At 59.1% G+C, this 16510-nt stretch carries 12 protein-coding genes and 4 tRNA genes; all 16 read left to right on the top strand.

Annotated features, from left to right (window positions below; genetic code table 11):
• Window positions 1-251: 251 nt before the first annotated feature.
• The 16 genes from birA to rpoC all read left to right on the top strand — a co-directional run bounded on the left by birA (window position 252) and on the right by rpoC (window position 16395).
• Entirely contained in the window at window positions 252-1208 is a 957-nt protein-coding gene (gene birA, locus DMX10_RS15945) for a bifunctional biotin--[acetyl-CoA-carboxylase] ligase/biotin operon repressor BirA (protein WP_111261970.1), read from the top strand.
• Window positions 1198-1944, top strand: coding sequence for a pantothenate kinase (locus DMX10_RS15940; protein ID WP_111261969.1), 747 nt, complete (start codon window positions 1198-1200; stop codon window positions 1942-1944). The genes birA and DMX10_RS15940 overlap by 11 nt, the downstream gene beginning before the upstream one ends.
• 8 nt (window positions 1945-1952) lie before the next feature.
• Window positions 1953-2636: an SPOR domain-containing protein gene (locus tag DMX10_RS15935; RefSeq protein ID WP_111261968.1), complete on the top strand. Its 684-nt coding sequence runs from the start codon at window positions 1953-1955 to the stop codon at window positions 2634-2636.
• A gap of 143 nt (window positions 2637-2779) precedes the next feature.
• A tRNA-Tyr gene (locus DMX10_RS15930) sits at window positions 2780-2864 on the top strand.
• Between the two features lie 25 nt (window positions 2865-2889).
• Window positions 2890-2963 (top strand) — tRNA-Gly (locus DMX10_RS15925).
• Between the two features lie 26 nt (window positions 2964-2989).
• Window positions 2990-3065 (top strand) — tRNA-Thr (locus DMX10_RS15920).
• Between the two features lie 85 nt (window positions 3066-3150).
• Window positions 3151-4344 carry an elongation factor Tu gene (gene tuf, locus DMX10_RS15915; protein WP_111261959.1) on the top strand — a complete coding sequence of 398 codons (1194 nt, stop codon included), beginning with the start codon at window positions 3151-3153 and terminating at the stop codon, window positions 4342-4344.
• Window positions 4345-4397: 53 nt separating this feature from the next.
• A tRNA-Trp gene (locus DMX10_RS15910) sits at window positions 4398-4473 on the top strand.
• Between the two features lie 46 nt (window positions 4474-4519).
• Entirely contained in the window at window positions 4520-4888 is a 369-nt protein-coding gene (secE, locus tag DMX10_RS15905; protein WP_021217006.1) for a preprotein translocase subunit SecE, read from the top strand.
• A gap of 9 nt (window positions 4889-4897) precedes the next feature.
• Entirely contained in the window at window positions 4898-5431 is a 534-nt protein-coding gene (nusG, locus tag DMX10_RS15900) for a transcription termination/antitermination protein NusG (protein WP_111261967.1), read from the top strand.
• A 117-nt stretch (window positions 5432-5548) separates the two neighbouring features.
• The gene (gene rplK / locus DMX10_RS15895; RefSeq protein ID WP_111261966.1) at window positions 5549-5980 is read left to right on the top strand and encodes a 50S ribosomal protein L11; all 432 of its coding nucleotides are present in this window, start codon (window positions 5549-5551) and stop codon (window positions 5978-5980) included.
• Entirely contained in the window at window positions 5981-6676 is a 696-nt protein-coding gene (gene rplA, locus DMX10_RS15890; RefSeq protein WP_111261965.1) for a 50S ribosomal protein L1, read from the top strand.
• A 210-nt stretch (window positions 6677-6886) separates the two neighbouring features.
• Window positions 6887-7387, top strand: coding sequence for a 50S ribosomal protein L10 (gene rplJ / locus DMX10_RS15885; protein ID WP_021217010.1), 501 nt, complete (start codon window positions 6887-6889; stop codon window positions 7385-7387).
• A gap of 82 nt (window positions 7388-7469) precedes the next feature.
• Window positions 7470-7838 (top strand): 50S ribosomal protein L7/L12, encoded by a 369-nt coding sequence (rplL, locus tag DMX10_RS15880; protein WP_111261964.1) that lies wholly within the window; start codon window positions 7470-7472, stop codon window positions 7836-7838.
• A 217-nt stretch (window positions 7839-8055) separates the two neighbouring features.
• Window positions 8056-12129: a DNA-directed RNA polymerase subunit beta gene (gene rpoB, locus DMX10_RS15875; protein WP_111261963.1), complete on the top strand. Its 4074-nt coding sequence runs from the start codon at window positions 8056-8058 to the stop codon at window positions 12127-12129.
• Window positions 12130-12195: 66 nt separating this feature from the next.
• Window positions 12196-16395, top strand: coding sequence for a DNA-directed RNA polymerase subunit beta' (gene rpoC, locus DMX10_RS15870; protein ID WP_111261962.1), 4200 nt, complete (start codon window positions 12196-12198; stop codon window positions 16393-16395).
• The last annotated feature ends 115 nt before the right edge of the window (window positions 16396-16510 follow it).

Here is a 16510-nt window from a genome sequence, read left to right as displayed (position 1 = left end):
AACGATGCATCGCCGATGGTAGTGTGGAGTTTCTCCATGTGAGAGTAGGTCATCGTCAAGCACCTATACCAAACCCCCGATCTTCGACAGAAGGTCGGGGGTTTGACTTTGTGCCGCAGAAAAGTCACGCGCGCGAAGTCGAGATCCTTCGAATGTCTTTTCGACTCTATGACCTATTCCAATCTGCGCTTTTCTATGCAAGCCCAGCATGCATGGCTATGATGCGTGCCTCATTCTGAGGCGGTGCGCGCATGCTTACCTTGTTGAAGCTCCTACAGGACGGCCAGTTTCACTCCGGTGAGGAGTTGGGGCGGGCGCTCGGTGTAAGTCGAAGTGCCGTCTGGAAGCAATTGCAATCTCTCGAGGCGAACTACGACGTCCGGTTTCATAAGCTGCGTGGCAAGGGCTACCGATTGGAAGCTCCGATGAGTCTTCTTGATCCCGCAAGGCTGAATGACGTCGTACCGGACTTTTCCTGTGTTGTTGTTGAAACTGTCGATTCCACTAATGCTGAAGTCATGCGACGTATCGCCGCTGGAGCCGAGACTCCTTTTGCTGTCCTGGCGGAGCACCAGAGCGGCGGTCGCGGCAGGCGCGGTCGGGAATGGGTCAGCCCCTATGGGCAGAATCTTTACTGCAGCGTGGGCTTGCGGGTCGAGGGGGGGGCGGGCCATCTAGAGGGCCTTAGTCTCGTAGTAGGGTTGGCTGTCCTGCGAGCAATACGCTTGAGCGGGCTCTCCGGTGTTGGGCTCAAGTGGCCCAACGATATTCTGGTCAATGGCCGCAAGATAGCGGGAATTCTTCTCGAGCTGATTGGGGACCCCGCAGACATCTGCAGTGTCATTATTGGTATCGGCATCAACGTCAATATGCGTTGGTCTGACGCGGAGATAAGTCAGCCCTGGACCTCCATTCTCCTCGAAAGTGGTGGTTTGTATGATCGAACCGCGCTTGCCATAAATGTTCTTGAGCAGCTGAATTACTGTCTGGCGCAATGTCATCGCGAGGGCTTCAAGGCCTTGCGGGCTGAGTGGGAGGCTGATCATCTCTGGGGCGGGCGAGAGGTCTCACTGATTGCAGGCAAGCAGCGTGTCGATGGTGTCATTCTGGGGGTGGACGATAGTGGTGCCCTGCGAATGGATGTTGATGGTTCCGAGAAGGTCTTCAGTGGCGGAGAGCTCAGTTTGAGGTTGCGTAATGATTCTTGAGCTTGATTGCGGTAACAGCTTCATCAAGTGGCGTGTGATCTCTACTACCGAGATGCGAGTTCTTGCTGGAGGTGTCGTAGGTTCCGATGATGAGCTGATCGCAGTGCTCTCGATATCCGAGATTGAGCTGAGCTGGTGTCGCCTTGTAAGTGTGCGTACCGACGATGAAACCCATCGGCTTACGGATAAATTGCGGGCGGCCTTTGCTATCGAATCTGCTTGTGCCCAGCCGTCCAGGGAAATGGCGGGGGTGCGCAACGGCTATGACGATTATCAGCGCCTGGGGCTTGATCGATGGCTCGCTGTTCTTGGGGCCTATCATCTATCGAATAGTGCATGTCTGGTCCTGGATCTTGGTACGGCGGTTACCTCTGACTTCGTTTCCGAAGCGGGAGAGCATCTTGGTGGCTTCATCTGTCCAGGAATGCCGCTCATGCGTAATCAGTTGCGAACGCATACTCGACGTATCCGCTATGGCGATGACGCCGCGGAGCGAGCTCTGCAGGAAATGGTGCCGGGGCGCTCAACAGTCGAGGCTGTAGAGCGAGGCTGTCTGTTGATGTTGCAAGGTTTTGTGCACACCCAGGTTGTGCAAGCGAGAGAATGGCTGGGAAGTTCCTTCGAGCTCTATCTGACAGGTGGAGATGCCTTTCTGGTGAAGGATGAGTTTCCCCAGGCCAAAGTCCTTCCGGACCTTGTGTTCGTTGGATTGGCGATTGCCTGCCCGTTATCTTGAGGTTCGTCATGCGTTGGATGTTTCTGCTTTTGCTGGTTCTCAATCTTTTCTATTACGTGTGGCATCAGCAGCAGGCGCCTCTTCGCGCTAAAGAGGTGGAGACGCTTTCTTTATATAGAGGAGGGCAGCAGGACATCCGGCTACTGAGTGAGTCGAAAGACGCCAAGCCCAGGCATGAAGAGCCACCTGTTCAGCAGGCTATGGCTGAGCAGAATGCATGCCTATACCTCGGAAGTTTTGAGCAGGAAGCCCAGGCGAGGGAGGTTGAGCAGCGTCTGGTCGCGCTTGATATTCAGGGGCAGGTTCAAGAGGTCGATGCGGCTGCCGGAGTCGATTATTGGGTCTATCTCGCTCCGCTGGCATCGCGGCAGGCGTCGTTGCGTCAGCTGAAGGAGCTTCAGGCGCGGAAAATAGACAGCTACATCATCAGTCAGGGCGACTTGCAGAACGGCATTTCGCTGGGAATTTTCCCGAGGATGGACTCCGCTGAAAGCGTGATGGCGCGTTTGAAGGATGCGGGTTATGAACCTTCCATGCGCGAGCTCGCGCGCTCTCATCGAGATTTCTGGGTTCGCATTGCCCCGGAAAGCCGACGTCTAGCTGATGATGCGTTGCTTGGGGAACTGGCCCGGGACTTCGCTGGGCTCCAACATAAAATAATGCCGTGCGAAAACGTTGCATCCTCCAGATAGTTTGAATAGAATGGCGCCCGCTTCGCAGCTAGGCTGAAAAAGTGGAACTGCGGAGCTGCTGTCAAAGTAAGCTAACCTCAAGATTTAAATGAGAAAATGCTTGACAGTAGGGTGGCAGAGAATGAAAATGCCGCCTCCCGATTGGAGGGATTCCCGAGCGGCCAAAGGGATCAGACTGTAAATCTGACGTCATAGACTTCGAAGGTTCGAATCCTTCTCCCTCCACCAGATTCAAGCGTGAGCACCGGGCTCCGCGGGTATAGTTCAGTGGTAGAACCTCAGCCTTCCAAGCTGATGATGCGGGTTCGATTCCCGCTACCCGCTCCAGGTTTGATGTTCATGCAATGTGTTTCGCTCATGTAGCTCAGCTGGTAGAGCACACCCTTGGTAAGGGTGAGGTCAGCGGTTCGATTCCGCTCATGAGCTCCATCTCAACAAAGGCAGATATGTAAATATCTGCCTTTGTTTTAATGGTGGCGTGACTCGCTCAATTCTTTGATGGGAGACGTTCTCGATGGCTAAAGAAAAATTCGAACGTAACAAACCGCACGTCAACGTTGGCACCATTGGTCACGTAGACCATGGCAAGACCACTCTGACTGCTGCTCTGACCAAAGTCTGCTCCGAGACCTGGGGTGGTTCTGCTCGCGCTTTCGATCAGATCGACAACGCGCCGGAAGAGAAAGCTCGCGGTATCACCATCAACACCTCCCACGTTGAGTACGACTCCGCTGTTCGTCACTACGCTCACGTTGACTGCCCCGGTCACGCTGACTATGTGAAGAACATGATCACCGGTGCTGCTCAGATGGACGGCGCCATCCTGGTTTGCTCCGCCGCTGACGGCCCCATGCCGCAGACTCGCGAGCATATCCTGCTGTCCCGTCAGGTAGGCGTTCCCTACATTGTCGTGTTCCTGAACAAGGCCGACATGGTTGACGACGCCGAGCTGCTGGAACTGGTCGAAATGGAAGTTCGCGATCTGCTGAACACCTACGATTTCCCGGGCGACGACACTCCGATCGTTATCGGTTCCGCGCTGATGGCGCTGGAAGGCAAAGACGACAACGAAATCGGCGTCTCCGCTGTTCGCAAGCTGGTAGAAACCCTGGACTCCTACATTCCGGAGCCGGTTCGTGCCATCGACCAGCCGTTCCTGATGCCGATCGAAGACGTGTTCTCCATCTCCGGCCGCGGCACCGTGGTTACCGGTCGTGTTGAGCGCGGCATCGTCAAGGTTCAGGAAGAAGTGGAAATCGTTGGTATCCGTGATACCAGCAAGGCCATCTGCACCGGCGTTGAAATGTTCCGCAAGCTGCTCGACGAAGGTCGTGCTGGTGAGAACGTTGGTATCCTGCTGCGCGGCACCAAGCGTGACGACGTAGAGCGTGGCCAGGTTCTGGCCAAGCCGGGCACCATCAAGCCGCACACCAAGTTCGAGTGCGAAGTGTACGTTCTGTCCAAGGAAGAAGGTGGTCGTCACACTCCGTTCTTCAAGGGCTACCGTCCGCAGTTCTACTTCCGTACCACTGACGTGACCGGTAACTGCGAACTGCCGGAAGGCGTTGAGATGGTAATGCCGGGCGACAACATCAAGATGGTTGTCACCCTGATCGCTCCGATCGCCATGGAAGACGGTCTGCGTTTCGCGATTCGCGAAGGCGGCCGTACCGTTGGCGCCGGCGTGGTTGCCAAGATCATCGAGTAATCGGTTGATCTAACTCCGTCAGGCCGGCATAATGGTCGGCCTGACTTCGTTACAGGCCAGTAGCTCAATTGGCAGAGCGGCGGTCTCCAAAACCGCAGGTTGGGGGTTCGATTCCCTCCTGGCCTGCCAAATTTCCAAGAAGGAAGTTTGGCAAATATTCACAAGGTCCTAGCTGATGAATGCCAAGGCTGAAGCCAAAGAAACACGCTTCGACGTTCTGAAGTGGATCGTTGTGGCTGCTATCGTCGCGGTTGGTGTGGTTGGTAATCAGTATTTCTCTGCTGAGCCGATTATCTACCGTGTTCTTGTTCTGCTCGTTCTTGGTGCGGGTGCTGCCTTTGTAGCGCTGCAGACTGCCAAGGGGCAAGCATTCTTTGTTCTGGCTAAAGAGGCGCGTGCGGAAATCCGCAAGGTCGTTTGGCCGACTCGTCAGGAAACCACGCAGACCACGCTTATTGTCGTGGCTGTTGTTCTGGTAATGGCGCTGCTGCTGTGGGGGCTCGATTCCCTGCTCGGTTGGCTTGTTTCGATGATTGTAGGTTAAGGGTGCGCCGTGGCTAAGCGTTGGTACGTTGTGCATGCCTACTCCGGTTATGAAAAGCACGTAATGCGTTCGCTGGTGGAGCGCGTCAAGCTTGCCGGCATGGAAGATGGTTTTGGTGAGATTCTGGTCCCTACCGAAGAGGTAGTGGAGATGCGGAACGGCCAGAAGCGCAAAAGTGAGCGCAAGTTCTTCCCTGGTTATGTGCTTGTTCAGATGGAAATGAACGAGGGCACTTGGCATTTGGTCAAGGATACCCCTCGGGTCATGGGTTTCATTGGTGGTACGGCCGACAAGCCGGCGCCTATCACCGATAAAGAGGCCGAGGCGATCCTGCGTCGCGTTGCTGATAGCGGCGACAAGCCCAAGCCCAAGACATTGTTCGAGCCGGGCGAGACGGTTCGTGTCATTGATGGTCCGTTCGCGGACTTCAATGGTGTCGTTGAAGAGGTTAACTACGAGAAGAGCCGGATTCAGGTCGCCGTGCTCATCTTCGGCCGCTCCACGCCGGTGGAGCTGGAGTTCAGCCAGGTCGAGAAGGCATAGCTGAAATAGGCATCCCATACCCCGCAGCCAATGGTTGCGGGGTTTTGTCGTCACTGGGATAAACGCGCAAGCAAACGGGGAGCCTCAAGGCGTTCGAACCCGCAATTGGAGTTATAGATGGCTAAGAAGATTCAGGCTTATATCAAGCTGCAAGTGAAGGCTGCTCAAGCCAACCCGTCCCCGCCGGTCGGTCCGGCTCTGGGTCAGCATGGCGTGAACATCATGGAATTCTGCAAGGCGTTCAACGCCAAGACCCAGGGTATGGAGCCCGGTCTGCCGACTCCCGTGATCATCACCGTATACAGCGACCGCAGCTTCACTTTCGAAACCAAAAGCACCCCGGCTTCCGTGCTGCTGAAGAAAGCGGCTGGCATCACCAGCGGCTCTGCTCGCCCGAACAGCCAGAAAGTCGGCACCGTCACCCGTGCTCAGCTGGAAGATATCGCCAAGACAAAACAGGCTGATCTGACTGCAGCTGACCTGGATGCGGCCGTGCGTACCATCGCCGGCTCCGCTCGTAGCATGGGCCTGAACGTGGAGGGTGTGTAAATGGCTAAGCTGACCAAGCGCCAGAAGGCTATCGCCGAGAAAATCGAAGCCGGCAAACAATATGGTTTCGAAGACGCCGCCAAACTGCTGGCTGAGCTGTCGACCATCAAGTTCAAAGAGTCCGTTGATATCTCCATCAACCTGGGCGTTGACCCGCGTAAATCCGACCAGGTCGTACGTGGCGCTACCGTACTGCCGAACGGCACCGGCAAAAGCGTTCGCGTTGCCGTGTTCACCCAGGGTCCGGGCGCTGAAGCTGCTCTGGCTGCAGGTGCTGACCGCGTAGGCATGGACGAGCTGGCTGCCGAAATGAAAGGCGGCGACCTGAACTATGACGTCGTTATCGCCTCCCCGGACGCGATGCGCGTTGTCGGTCAGCTGGGCCAGATCCTCGGTCCGCGCGGCCTGATGCCGAACCCGAAGGTTGGTACCGTGACTCCGGACGTGGCCACTGCCGTGAAGAACGCCAAGGCTGGTCAGGTGCGTTTCCGTACCGACAAGAACGGCATCATCCACGCCTCCGTGGGCAAGATCGATTTCGAGCCGGTCAAGCTGAAGCAGAACGTCGAAGCTCTGCTGGTTGACCTGAAGCGCCTGAAGCCGTCCACCTCCAAGGGTGTGTACGTTCAGCGCGTGACCCTGAGCACCACCATGGGCCCGGGTCTGCAGATCGATCAGGCTTCCCTGGAAGCCTAAGAAATCAAGTCGCAGCGGGTGCTCCCGCTGCGCAGGTATTGGGGTCCCTGCCTGGCGGGGGCTATCCAAGACCGTAGGCGGTGAAAGCCTCAAACCGGGAAGTCTTTCCCGAGCCTACGCAGATGGTGCTCCCGATTCGTTTACCGAATCAGACACCAAAACGCCGTCCGGCCCCGGCTGGACGAACCGGTAACATCCAGGAGTGAACCCGTGGCAATTAAACTCGAAGACAAGAAGGCCATCGTCGCTGAAGTCAACGAGGCTGCCAAAGCTGCCCTGTCCGCTGTCGTGGCTGATGCCCGAGGCGTGACCGTGGGAGCCATGACCGGACTCCGTAAAGAGGCCCGCGAGGCTGGTGTGTACGTGAAAGTCGTGCGTAACACCCTGGCTCGTCGCGCCGTTGAAGGTACTTCTTTCGAAGTCCTCGGCGACGTGTTCAAAGGCCCGACCCTGATCGCGTTCTCCAACGAACATCCGGGCGCTGCCGCTCGTATCTTCAAGGAGTTCTCGAAGGGTCAGGACAAGTTCGAGATCAAGGCTGCCGCGTTCGAAGGCAAGCTGATCGCAGCTAACCAGATCGACGTACTGGCAACTCTGCCGACCTACGACGAGGCCGTATCGCAGCTGATGAGCGTGATCCAAGGCGCTACCAGCAAGCTGGCTCGTACCCTGGCGGCAATTCGCGACCAGAAGGAAAGCGCTGCTGCCTGATCCAGGCGCGCTGCTTCTTCTACGTAAACTCGTTTAATTCGATGGCCGTTAAAGGCCGTCCATCTATACAGGAATTAGAGTCATGGCTCTGACCAACGAAGACATCATCAACGCCGTATCCGAAATGTCCGTGATGCAAGTTGTTGAACTGATCAAGGCAATGGAAGAGAAGTTCGGCGTTACCGCCGCCGCTGCCGTTGCTGCTGGCCCGGCTGTTGCCGCTGCCGCTGCTGAAGAGCAAACCGAGTTCAACATCGTTCTGACCGAAGCCGGCGACAAGAAAGTGAACGTCATCAAAGTCGTTCGCGAACTGACCGGTCTGGGTCTGAAAGAAGCCAAGGCTGTTGTTGACGGCGCCCCGGGCGTTGTCAAAGAAGGCGCTTCGAAAGAAGAGGCCGAAGCTGCCAAGAAGGCTCTGGAAGAAGCTGGCGCCAAAGTCGAGCTCAAGTAAGCGACGACTTTGCGTCTACAGCCCGAGCGACTCGCGCGAGGCTGATGGCTGGTGGCTTATGCCACCGGCCTTTTTCCGTTCTAGGTGGTCGGCGCATGCCTCGCCCGGAACGTGAAAAACCACCCGAGAGGTGGCGCAAACCAAGGGGTTTGCACGATTTTCTGGCTACTCCCGTCGGGGGAGCCAAACAAGCAGGTGACCAAGCTGGGGAACGCTGATGGCTTACTCATACACTGAGAAAAAACGTATCCGCAAAGACTTTAGCAAGTTGCCGGACGTCATGGATGTACCCTACCTCCTGGCCATCCAGCTGGATTCGTATCGCGAATTCCTGCAGGCGGGCGCGAGCAAGGACCAGTTTCGTGATATCGGCCTGCACGCGGCCTTCAAGTCTGTATTCCCGATTATCAGCTATTCCGGTAACGCCGCTCTGGAATACGTCGGCTATCGCCTGGGCGAGCCGGCTTTCGATGTCAAGGAATGCGTGCTGCGCGGCGTAACCTTCGCCGTACCGCTGCGAGTCAAAGTCCGTCTGATCATTTTCGACAAAGAGTCGTCGAACAAAGCGATCAAGGACATCAAGGAGCAGGAAGTCTACATGGGGGAAATCCCCCTGATGACCGAGAACGGTACCTTCATCATCAACGGTACCGAGCGCGTCATCGTTTCCCAGCTGCACCGGTCTCCGGGCGTGTTCTTCGACCACGACCGCGGCAAGACCCACAGCTCGGGCAAGCTGCTGTACTCCGCTCGCATCATCCCCTACCGCGGCTCCTGGCTGGACTTCGAGTTCGACCCGAAGGACTGCGTATTCGTGCGTATCGACCGTCGCCGCAAGCTGCCGGCTTCGGTACTGCTGCGTGCGCTCGGCTACAGCACTGAAGAAGTGCTCGATGCCTTCTATGCGACCAACGTTTTCCACGTGAAAGGCGAGATCCTGCATCTGGAGCTCGTGCCTCACCGTCTGCGCGGCGAAATTGCCGTGTTCGACATCAAGGACGAGAACGGCAAAGTCATCGTTGAGCAAGGCCGCCGCATCACCGCGCGCCACATCAACCAGTTGGAAAAGGCCGGCATCAAGGAACTGGAAGTCCCCCTGGACTACGTTCTCGGCCGCACCACCGCCAAGGCTATCGTGCATCCGGCCACCGGCGAGATCATCGCCGAGTGCAACACCGAGCTGACCACCGACGTCCTGGTGAAGATCGCCAAGGCTCAGGTCGTTCGCATCGAGACCCTGTATACCAACGACATCGACTGCGGTCCGTTCATCTCCGACACCCTGAAGATCGACTCCACCGGCAACCAGCTGGAAGCCCTGGTCGAGATCTACCGCATGATGCGTCCCGGTGAGCCGCCGACCAAGGAAGCCGCCGAGACCCTGTTCAACAACCTGTTCTTCAGCGCCGAGCGTTACGACCTGTCCGCCGTCGGCCGCATGAAGTTCAACCGTCGTATCGGTCGCACCGAGATCGAAGGTTCGGGCGTGCTGAGCAAGGAAGACATCGTCGAGGTCCTCAAGACCCTGGTCGACATCCGTAACGGCAAGGGCATCGTCGACGACATCGACCACCTGGGTAACCGTCGCGTACGTTGCGTCGGCGAAATGGCCGAGAACCAGTTCCGTGTCGGCCTCGTGCGCGTCGAGCGCGCGGTCAAGGAACGTCTGTCGATGGCCGAAAGCGAAGGCCTGATGCCGCAAGACCTGATCAACGCCAAGCCGGTGGCTGCCGCGATCAAGGAATTCTTCGGTTCCAGCCAGCTCTCGCAGTTCATGGACCAGAACAACCCGCTCTCCGAAATCACCCACAAGCGCCGCGTCTCCGCACTCGGCCCAGGTGGTCTGACCCGCGAGCGCGCCGGCTTCGAAGTCCGCGACGTACACCCGACCCACTACGGCCGCGTGTGCCCGATCGAGACCCCTGAAGGTCCGAACATCGGTCTGATCAACTCCCTTGCCACCTATGCCCGCACCAACCAGTACGGCTTCCTGGAAAGCCCGTACCGCGTTGTAAAAGGCACCCAGGTGACTGACGAGATCGTCTTCCTCTCCGCAATCGAAGAGGCCGATCACGTCATCGCCCAGGCGTCCGCGACCCTGAACGAGAAGGGCCAACTGATCGACGAACTGGTGGCCGTACGTCACCTGAACGAGTTCACCGTCAAGGCGCCCGAAGACGTCACCCTGATGGACGTTTCGCCGAAGCAGGTCGTTTCCGTCGCTGCCTCGCTGATCCCGTTCCTCGAGCACGACGACGCCAACCGTGCACTCATGGGTTCGAACATGCAGCGTCAGGCCGTGCCGACCCTGCGTGCCGACAAGCCCCTGGTCGGTACCGGCATGGAGCGCAACGTCGCCCGTGACTCCGGCGTCTGCGTCGTGGCCCGTCGTGGCGGCGTGATTGACTCCGTCGATGCCAGCCGCATCGTGGTCCGCGTCAATGACGATGAAGTCGAAACCGGTGAAGCCGGTGTCGACATCTACAACCTGACCAAATACACCCGTTCCAACCAGAACACCTGCATCAACCAGCGCCCGCTGGTGCAGAAGGGTGACCAGGTCTCCCGCAGCGACATCCTCGCCGACGGCCCGTCCACCGACATGGGTGAACTGGCTCTCGGTCAGAACATGCGCGTTGCGTTCATGCCCTGGAACGGCTTCAACTTCGAAGACTCCATCTGCCTCTCCGAGCGTGTGGTCCAGGAAGATCGCTTCACCACCATCCACATCCAGGAACTGACCTGTGTGGCGCGTGACACGAAGCTCGGCCCAGAGGAAATCACCGCTGACATCCCGAACGTGGGTGAAGCAGCGCTGAACAAGCTGGACGAAGCGGGCATCGTTTACGTGGGTGCCGAAGTCGGTGCTGGCGACATCCTGGTCGGCAAGGTCACTCCGAAAGGCGAGACCCAGCTGACTCCGGAAGAGAAGCTGCTGCGCGCGATCTTCGGTGAGAAGGCTTCCGACGTTAAGGACACCTCCCTGCGCGTGCCGACCGGCACCAAGGGCACCGTCATCGACGTCCAGGTCTTCACCCGTGACGGCGTGGAGCGCGACAGCCGCGCTCTGGCCATCGAGAAGATGCAGCTCGACGAAATCCGCAAGGACCTGAACGAAGAGTTCCGCATCGTCGAAGGCGCTACCTTCGAACGTCTGCGCTCCGCCCTGGTCGGTGCCAAGGCCGAAGGCGGCGCTGGCCTGAAGAAAGGCGCCGAGATCGATGACGCCTTCCTCGACGGCCTCGACCATGGTCAGTGGTTCAAGCTGCGCATGGCCGACGACGCACTGAACGAGCAGTTGGAAAAGGCCCAGGCCTATCTCTCCGACCGCCGTCAATTGCTCGACGACAAGTTCGAAGACAAGAAGCGCAAGCTGCAGCAAGGCGATGACCTGGCTCCGGGCGTACTGAAGATCGTCAAGGTCTACCTGGCTATCAAGCGCCGCATCCAGCCGGGCGACAAGATGGCGGGCCGTCACGGTAACAAGGGTGTGGTCTCCGTGATCATGCCGGTCGAAGACATGCCCCACGATGCCAATGGCACCCCGGTGGACATCGTCCTCAACCCGCTGGGCGTACCGTCGCGTATGAACGTCGGCCAGATCCTCGAAACCCACCTGGGCCTCGCGGCCAAGGGCCTGGGCGAGAAGATTAACCGCATGCTCGAAGAGCAGCGCAAGGTCGCCGAGCTGCGCAAGTTCCTCCACGAGATCTACAACGAGATCGGTGGTCGTCAGGAAAACCTGGATGAACTGGGCGACCAGGAAATCCTCGACCTGGCCAAGAACCTGCGTGCTGGCGTACCGATGGCCACCCCGGTGTTCGACGGTGCCAAGGAGCGCGAGATCAAGGCCATGCTGAAGCTGGCCGATCTGCCGGAAAGCGGCCAGATGCGCCTGTTCGATGGTCGTACCGGCAACATGTTCGAGCGTCCGACCACCGTCGGCTACATGTACATGCTGAAGCTGAACCACCTGGTCGACGACAAGATGCACGCACGTTCCACCGGCTCTTACAGCCTGGTCACCCAGCAGCCGCTGGGTGGTAAGGCGCAGTTCGGTGGCCAGCGTTTCGGGGAGATGGAGGTTTGGGCGCTGGAAGCCTACGGCGCTGCCTATACCCTGCAGGAAATGCTGACCGTGAAGTCGGACGACGTGAACGGCCGTACCAAGATGTACAAGAACATCGTGGACGGGGATCACCGCATGGAGGCCGGCATGCCCGAGTCCTTCAACGTGTTGATCAAAGAGATCCGCTCGCTCGGCATCGACATCGAACTGGAAACCGAATAACACGAGACGCCCATACGCTGCGGCTGGTCAAGGCCGGTCGCAGCGGGTCCGTGAGGAGGAAAGGCCTTGAAAGACTTGCTGAATCTGTTGAAAAACCAGGGTCAAATCGAAGAGTTCGATGCCATCCGTATTGGCCTGGCCTCGCCCGAGATGATCCGTTCCTGGTCCTTCGGTGAAGTGAAGAAGCCGGAGACCATCAACTACCGTACCTTCAAGCCGGAGCGCGATGGCCTGTTCTGCGCCAAGATCTTCGGCCCGGTGAAGGACTACGAGTGCCTGTGCGGTAAGTACAAGCGCCTCAAGCATCGCGGCGTGATCTGCGAGAAGTGCGGTGTCGAAGTTGCCCTGGCCAAAGTGCGCCGTGAGCGCATGGGCCACATCGAACTGGCTTCGCCGGTCGCCCACATCTGGTTCCTGAAGTCCCTGCCGTCCCGTATCGGCCTGCTGCTGGACATGACCCTGCGTGACATCGAACGCGTGCTCTATTTCGAGAGCTACGTGGTGATCGACCCGGGCATGACCACCCTGGAAAAGGGCCAGCTGCTTAACGACGAGCAGTACTTCGAGGCCCTCGAAGAGTTCGGTGACGACTTCGACGCCCGCATGGGTGCCGAGGCCGTTCGCGAGCTGCTGAACGCCATCGACCTGGAACACGAGATCGGCCGCCTGCGCGAAGAGATTCCGCAGACCAACTCGGAAACCAAGATCAAGAAGCTGTCCAAGCGCCTGAAGCTGATGGAAGCCTTCCAGGGCTCCGGCAACCATCCCGAGTGGATGGTGCTGACCGTCCTGCCGGTGCTGCCGCCGGACCTGCGCCCGCTGGTTCCGCTGGATGGTGGCCGTTTCGCGACCTCCGATCTCAACGATCTGTATCGCCGGGTCATCAACCGTAACAACCGCCTGAAGCGCCTGCTCGACCTGGCCGCTCCGGACATCATCGTGCGCAACGAAAAGCGCATGCTGCAGGAAGCTGTCGACGCCCTGCTGGACAACGGCCGTCGTGGTCGCGCCATCACCGGTTCGAACAAGCGCCCGCTGAAGTCCCTGGCGGACATGATCAAGGGTAAGCAAGGTCGCTTCCGTCAGAACCTGCTCGGTAAGCGCGTCGACTACTCCGGCCGTTCCGTGATCACCGTGGGTCCGACCCTGCGCCTGCACCAGTGCGGTCTGCCGAAGAAGATGGCCCTCGAGCTGTTCAAGCCGTTCATCTTCGGCAAGCTCGAAGCTCGCGGCATGGCCACCACCATCAAGGCGGCCAAGAAGATGGTCGAGCGCGAGCTGCCCGAGGTCTGGGACGTTCTCGCCGAAGTCATCCGTGAACACCCCGTACTGCTCAACCGCGCACCGACCCTCCACCGTCTGGGTATCCAGGCGTTCGAGCCGGTGCTCATCGAAGGCAAGGCCATCCAGCTGCACCCGCTGGTCTGCGCGGCGTACAACGCCGACTTCGACGGTGACCAGATGGCCGTTCACGTCCCGCTGACCCTCGAGGCCCAGCTGGAAGCGCGCGCGCTGATGATGTCCACCAACAACATCCTGTCCCCCGCCAACGGCGAGCCGATCATCGTGCCGTCGCAGGACGTGGTACTGGGTCTGTACTACATGACCCGTGAGGCGGTGAACGCCAAGGGTGAAGGTCGCGTATTCGCCGACCTGCAGGAAGTCGACCGCGTATTCCGCGCCGGCGAAGCGTCCCTGCACGCCCGCGTGAAAGTCCGCATCAACGAGACCGTGAAGGACAAGGATGGCTCCATCACCAAGAACACCCGTATCGTCGACACCACTGTCGGCCGTGCGCTGCTGTTCCAGGTGGTTCCGGCCGGCCTCGCGTTCGACGTGGTCAACCAGCCGATGAAGAAGAAGGCGATCTCCAAGCTGATCAACCAGTGCTATCGCGTGGTCGGCCTGAAGGACACCGTCATCTTCGCTGACCAGCTGATGTACACCGGCTTCGCCTACTCCACCATCTCCGGTGTCTCGATCGGCGTGAACGACTTCGTGATCCCGGACGAGAAGGCCCGCATCATCGACGCGGCCACCGAGGAAGTGAAGGAGATCGAGTCCCAGTACGCCTCCGGCCTGGTAACCCAGGGCGAGAAGTACAACAAGGTGATCGACCTCTGGTCCAAGGCGAACGATGAAGTGTCCAAGGCGATGATGGCCAACCTCTCGAAAGAGAAGGTGGTCGATCGCGAGGGCAAGGAAGTCGATCAGGAATCCTTCAACTCCATGTACATGATGGCTGACTCCGGTGCGCGGGGCTCCGCTGCACAGATCCGTCAGCTCGCCGGCATGCGTGGCCTGATGGCCAAGCCGGACGGCTCCATCATCGAGACCCCCATCACCGCGAACTTCCGTGAAGGCCTGAACGTACTCCAGTACTTCATCTCCACTCACGGTGCTCGTAAAGGTCTGGCGGACACCGCACTGAAGACCGCGAACTCCGGTTACCTGACCCGTCGTCTCGTCGACGTGGCCCAGGACCTGGTAGTGACCGAGATCGACTGCGGCACCGAACAGGGCCTGCTGATGACTCCGCACATCGAAGGCGGCGACGTGGTCGAGCCCCTGGGTGAGCGCGTGCTGGGTCGAGTGATCGCCCGTGACGTGTTCAAGCCGGGCTCCGACGAGGTCATCGTTCCGGCCGGTACCCTGGTCGACGAGCAGTGGGTCGAGTTCATCGAGCGCGCCAGCATCGACGAAGTGATCGTGCGTTCGCCGATCAGCTGCGAAACCCGCTACGGCATCTGCGCCAAGTGCTACGGCCGCGATCTGGCCCGTGGTCACCAGGTGAACATCGGTGAGGCGGTCGGTGTCATCGCTGCCCAGTCAATCGGTGAGCCGGGTACCCAGCTGACCATGCGTACCTTCCACATCGGTGGTGCGGCCAGCCGTACTTCCGCAGCCGACAACGTCCAGGTCAAGAACGGCGGCACCATCCGCCTGCACAACCTGAAGCACGTCGAGAACCTCAACGGTCATCTGGTTGCCGTTTCCCGTTCCGGCGAGCTGGCCGTTGCCGACGACTTCGGTCGCGAGCGCGAGCGTTACAAGCTGCCCTATGGTGCTGTCATCAGCGTCAAGGAAGGTGACAAGGTCGATCCGGGCGCCATCGTCGCCAAGTGGGATCCGCACACCCACCCGATCGTGACCGAAATGAAGGGTACCGTGACCTTCGTCGGCATGGAGGAAGGCATCACCATCAAGCGTCAGACCGACGAACTGACCGGCCTGACCAACATCGAAGTCCTGGATCCGAAGGATCGCCCGGCCGCCGGCAAGGACATTCGTCCGGCCGTGAAGCTGGTCGACGCCAATGGCAAGGAGCTGCTGCTGCCGGGTACCGACGTACCTGCCCAGTACTTCCTGCCGGCGAACGCCCTGGTTGGCGTTGCCGACGGTGCTCAAGTGGGCGTGGGTGACGTTATCGCCCGTATCCCGCAGGAGACTTCGAAAACCCGCGACATCACCGGTGGTCTGCCGCGTGTTGCCGACCTGTTCGAAGCGCGTCGTCCGAAAGAGCCGTCGATCCTGGCGGAAATCAGCGGCACGATCTCCTTCGGCAAGGAGACCAAGGGCAAGCGTCGCCTGGTCATCACCCCGACCGACGGCAGCGATCCTTACGAAGAGCTGATTCCGAAGTGGCGCCACCTGAACGTCTTCGAAGGCGAACAGGTAAACCGCGGCGAAGTCATCTCCGACGGTCCGAGCAACCCGCACGACATCCTGCGTCTGCTGGGCGTCAGCGCACTGGCCAAGTACATCGTCAACGAGATCCAGGACGTGTACCGCCTTCAGGGCGTGAAGATCAACGACAAGCACATCGAGACGATCCTGCGTCAGATGCTGCGCAAGGTCGAGATCGCCGAGTCGGGTGACTCCAGCTTCATCAAGGGCGACCAGATGGAGCTGACCCAGGTACTGGAAGAGAACGAGCGTCTGGCGACCGAAGATCGCTTCATCGCCAAGTTCGAACGCGTCCTGCTGGGTATCACCAAGGCTTCGCTGTCGACCGAGTCGTTCATCTCCGCAGCGTCCTTCCAGGAAACCACCCGCGTTCTTACCGAGGCGGCGGTCACTGGCAAGCGCGACTACCTGCGTGGCCTGAAGGAAAACGTCGTGGTGGGTCGTCTGATCCCGGCCGGTACCGGCCTGGCCTACCACAGCGAGCGCAAGCGTCAGCGCGAAGCCGGCAAGCCGGTCCGCGTGAGCGCGAGCGAAGTGGAAGCGGCGCTGACTGAAGCGCTGAACTCCAGCGGCAATTGAGTGCAAAGCCCCGGCCGACTTCTGTCGCCCGGGGCTTTGTCTTGACTGGGGGAATTAGTCTCTTTAGACTCATGCACCCCTAAATTTGGCAGGGCATGCGCTCTGCCATTTTGCT

This window comes from Pseudomonas sp. 57B-090624 (assembly GCF_003234055.1).
Taxonomy (GTDB): domain Bacteria; phylum Pseudomonadota; class Gammaproteobacteria; order Pseudomonadales; family Pseudomonadaceae; genus Metapseudomonas; species Metapseudomonas tohonis.
This window is presented reverse-complemented; position numbering and strand designations above follow the sequence as displayed.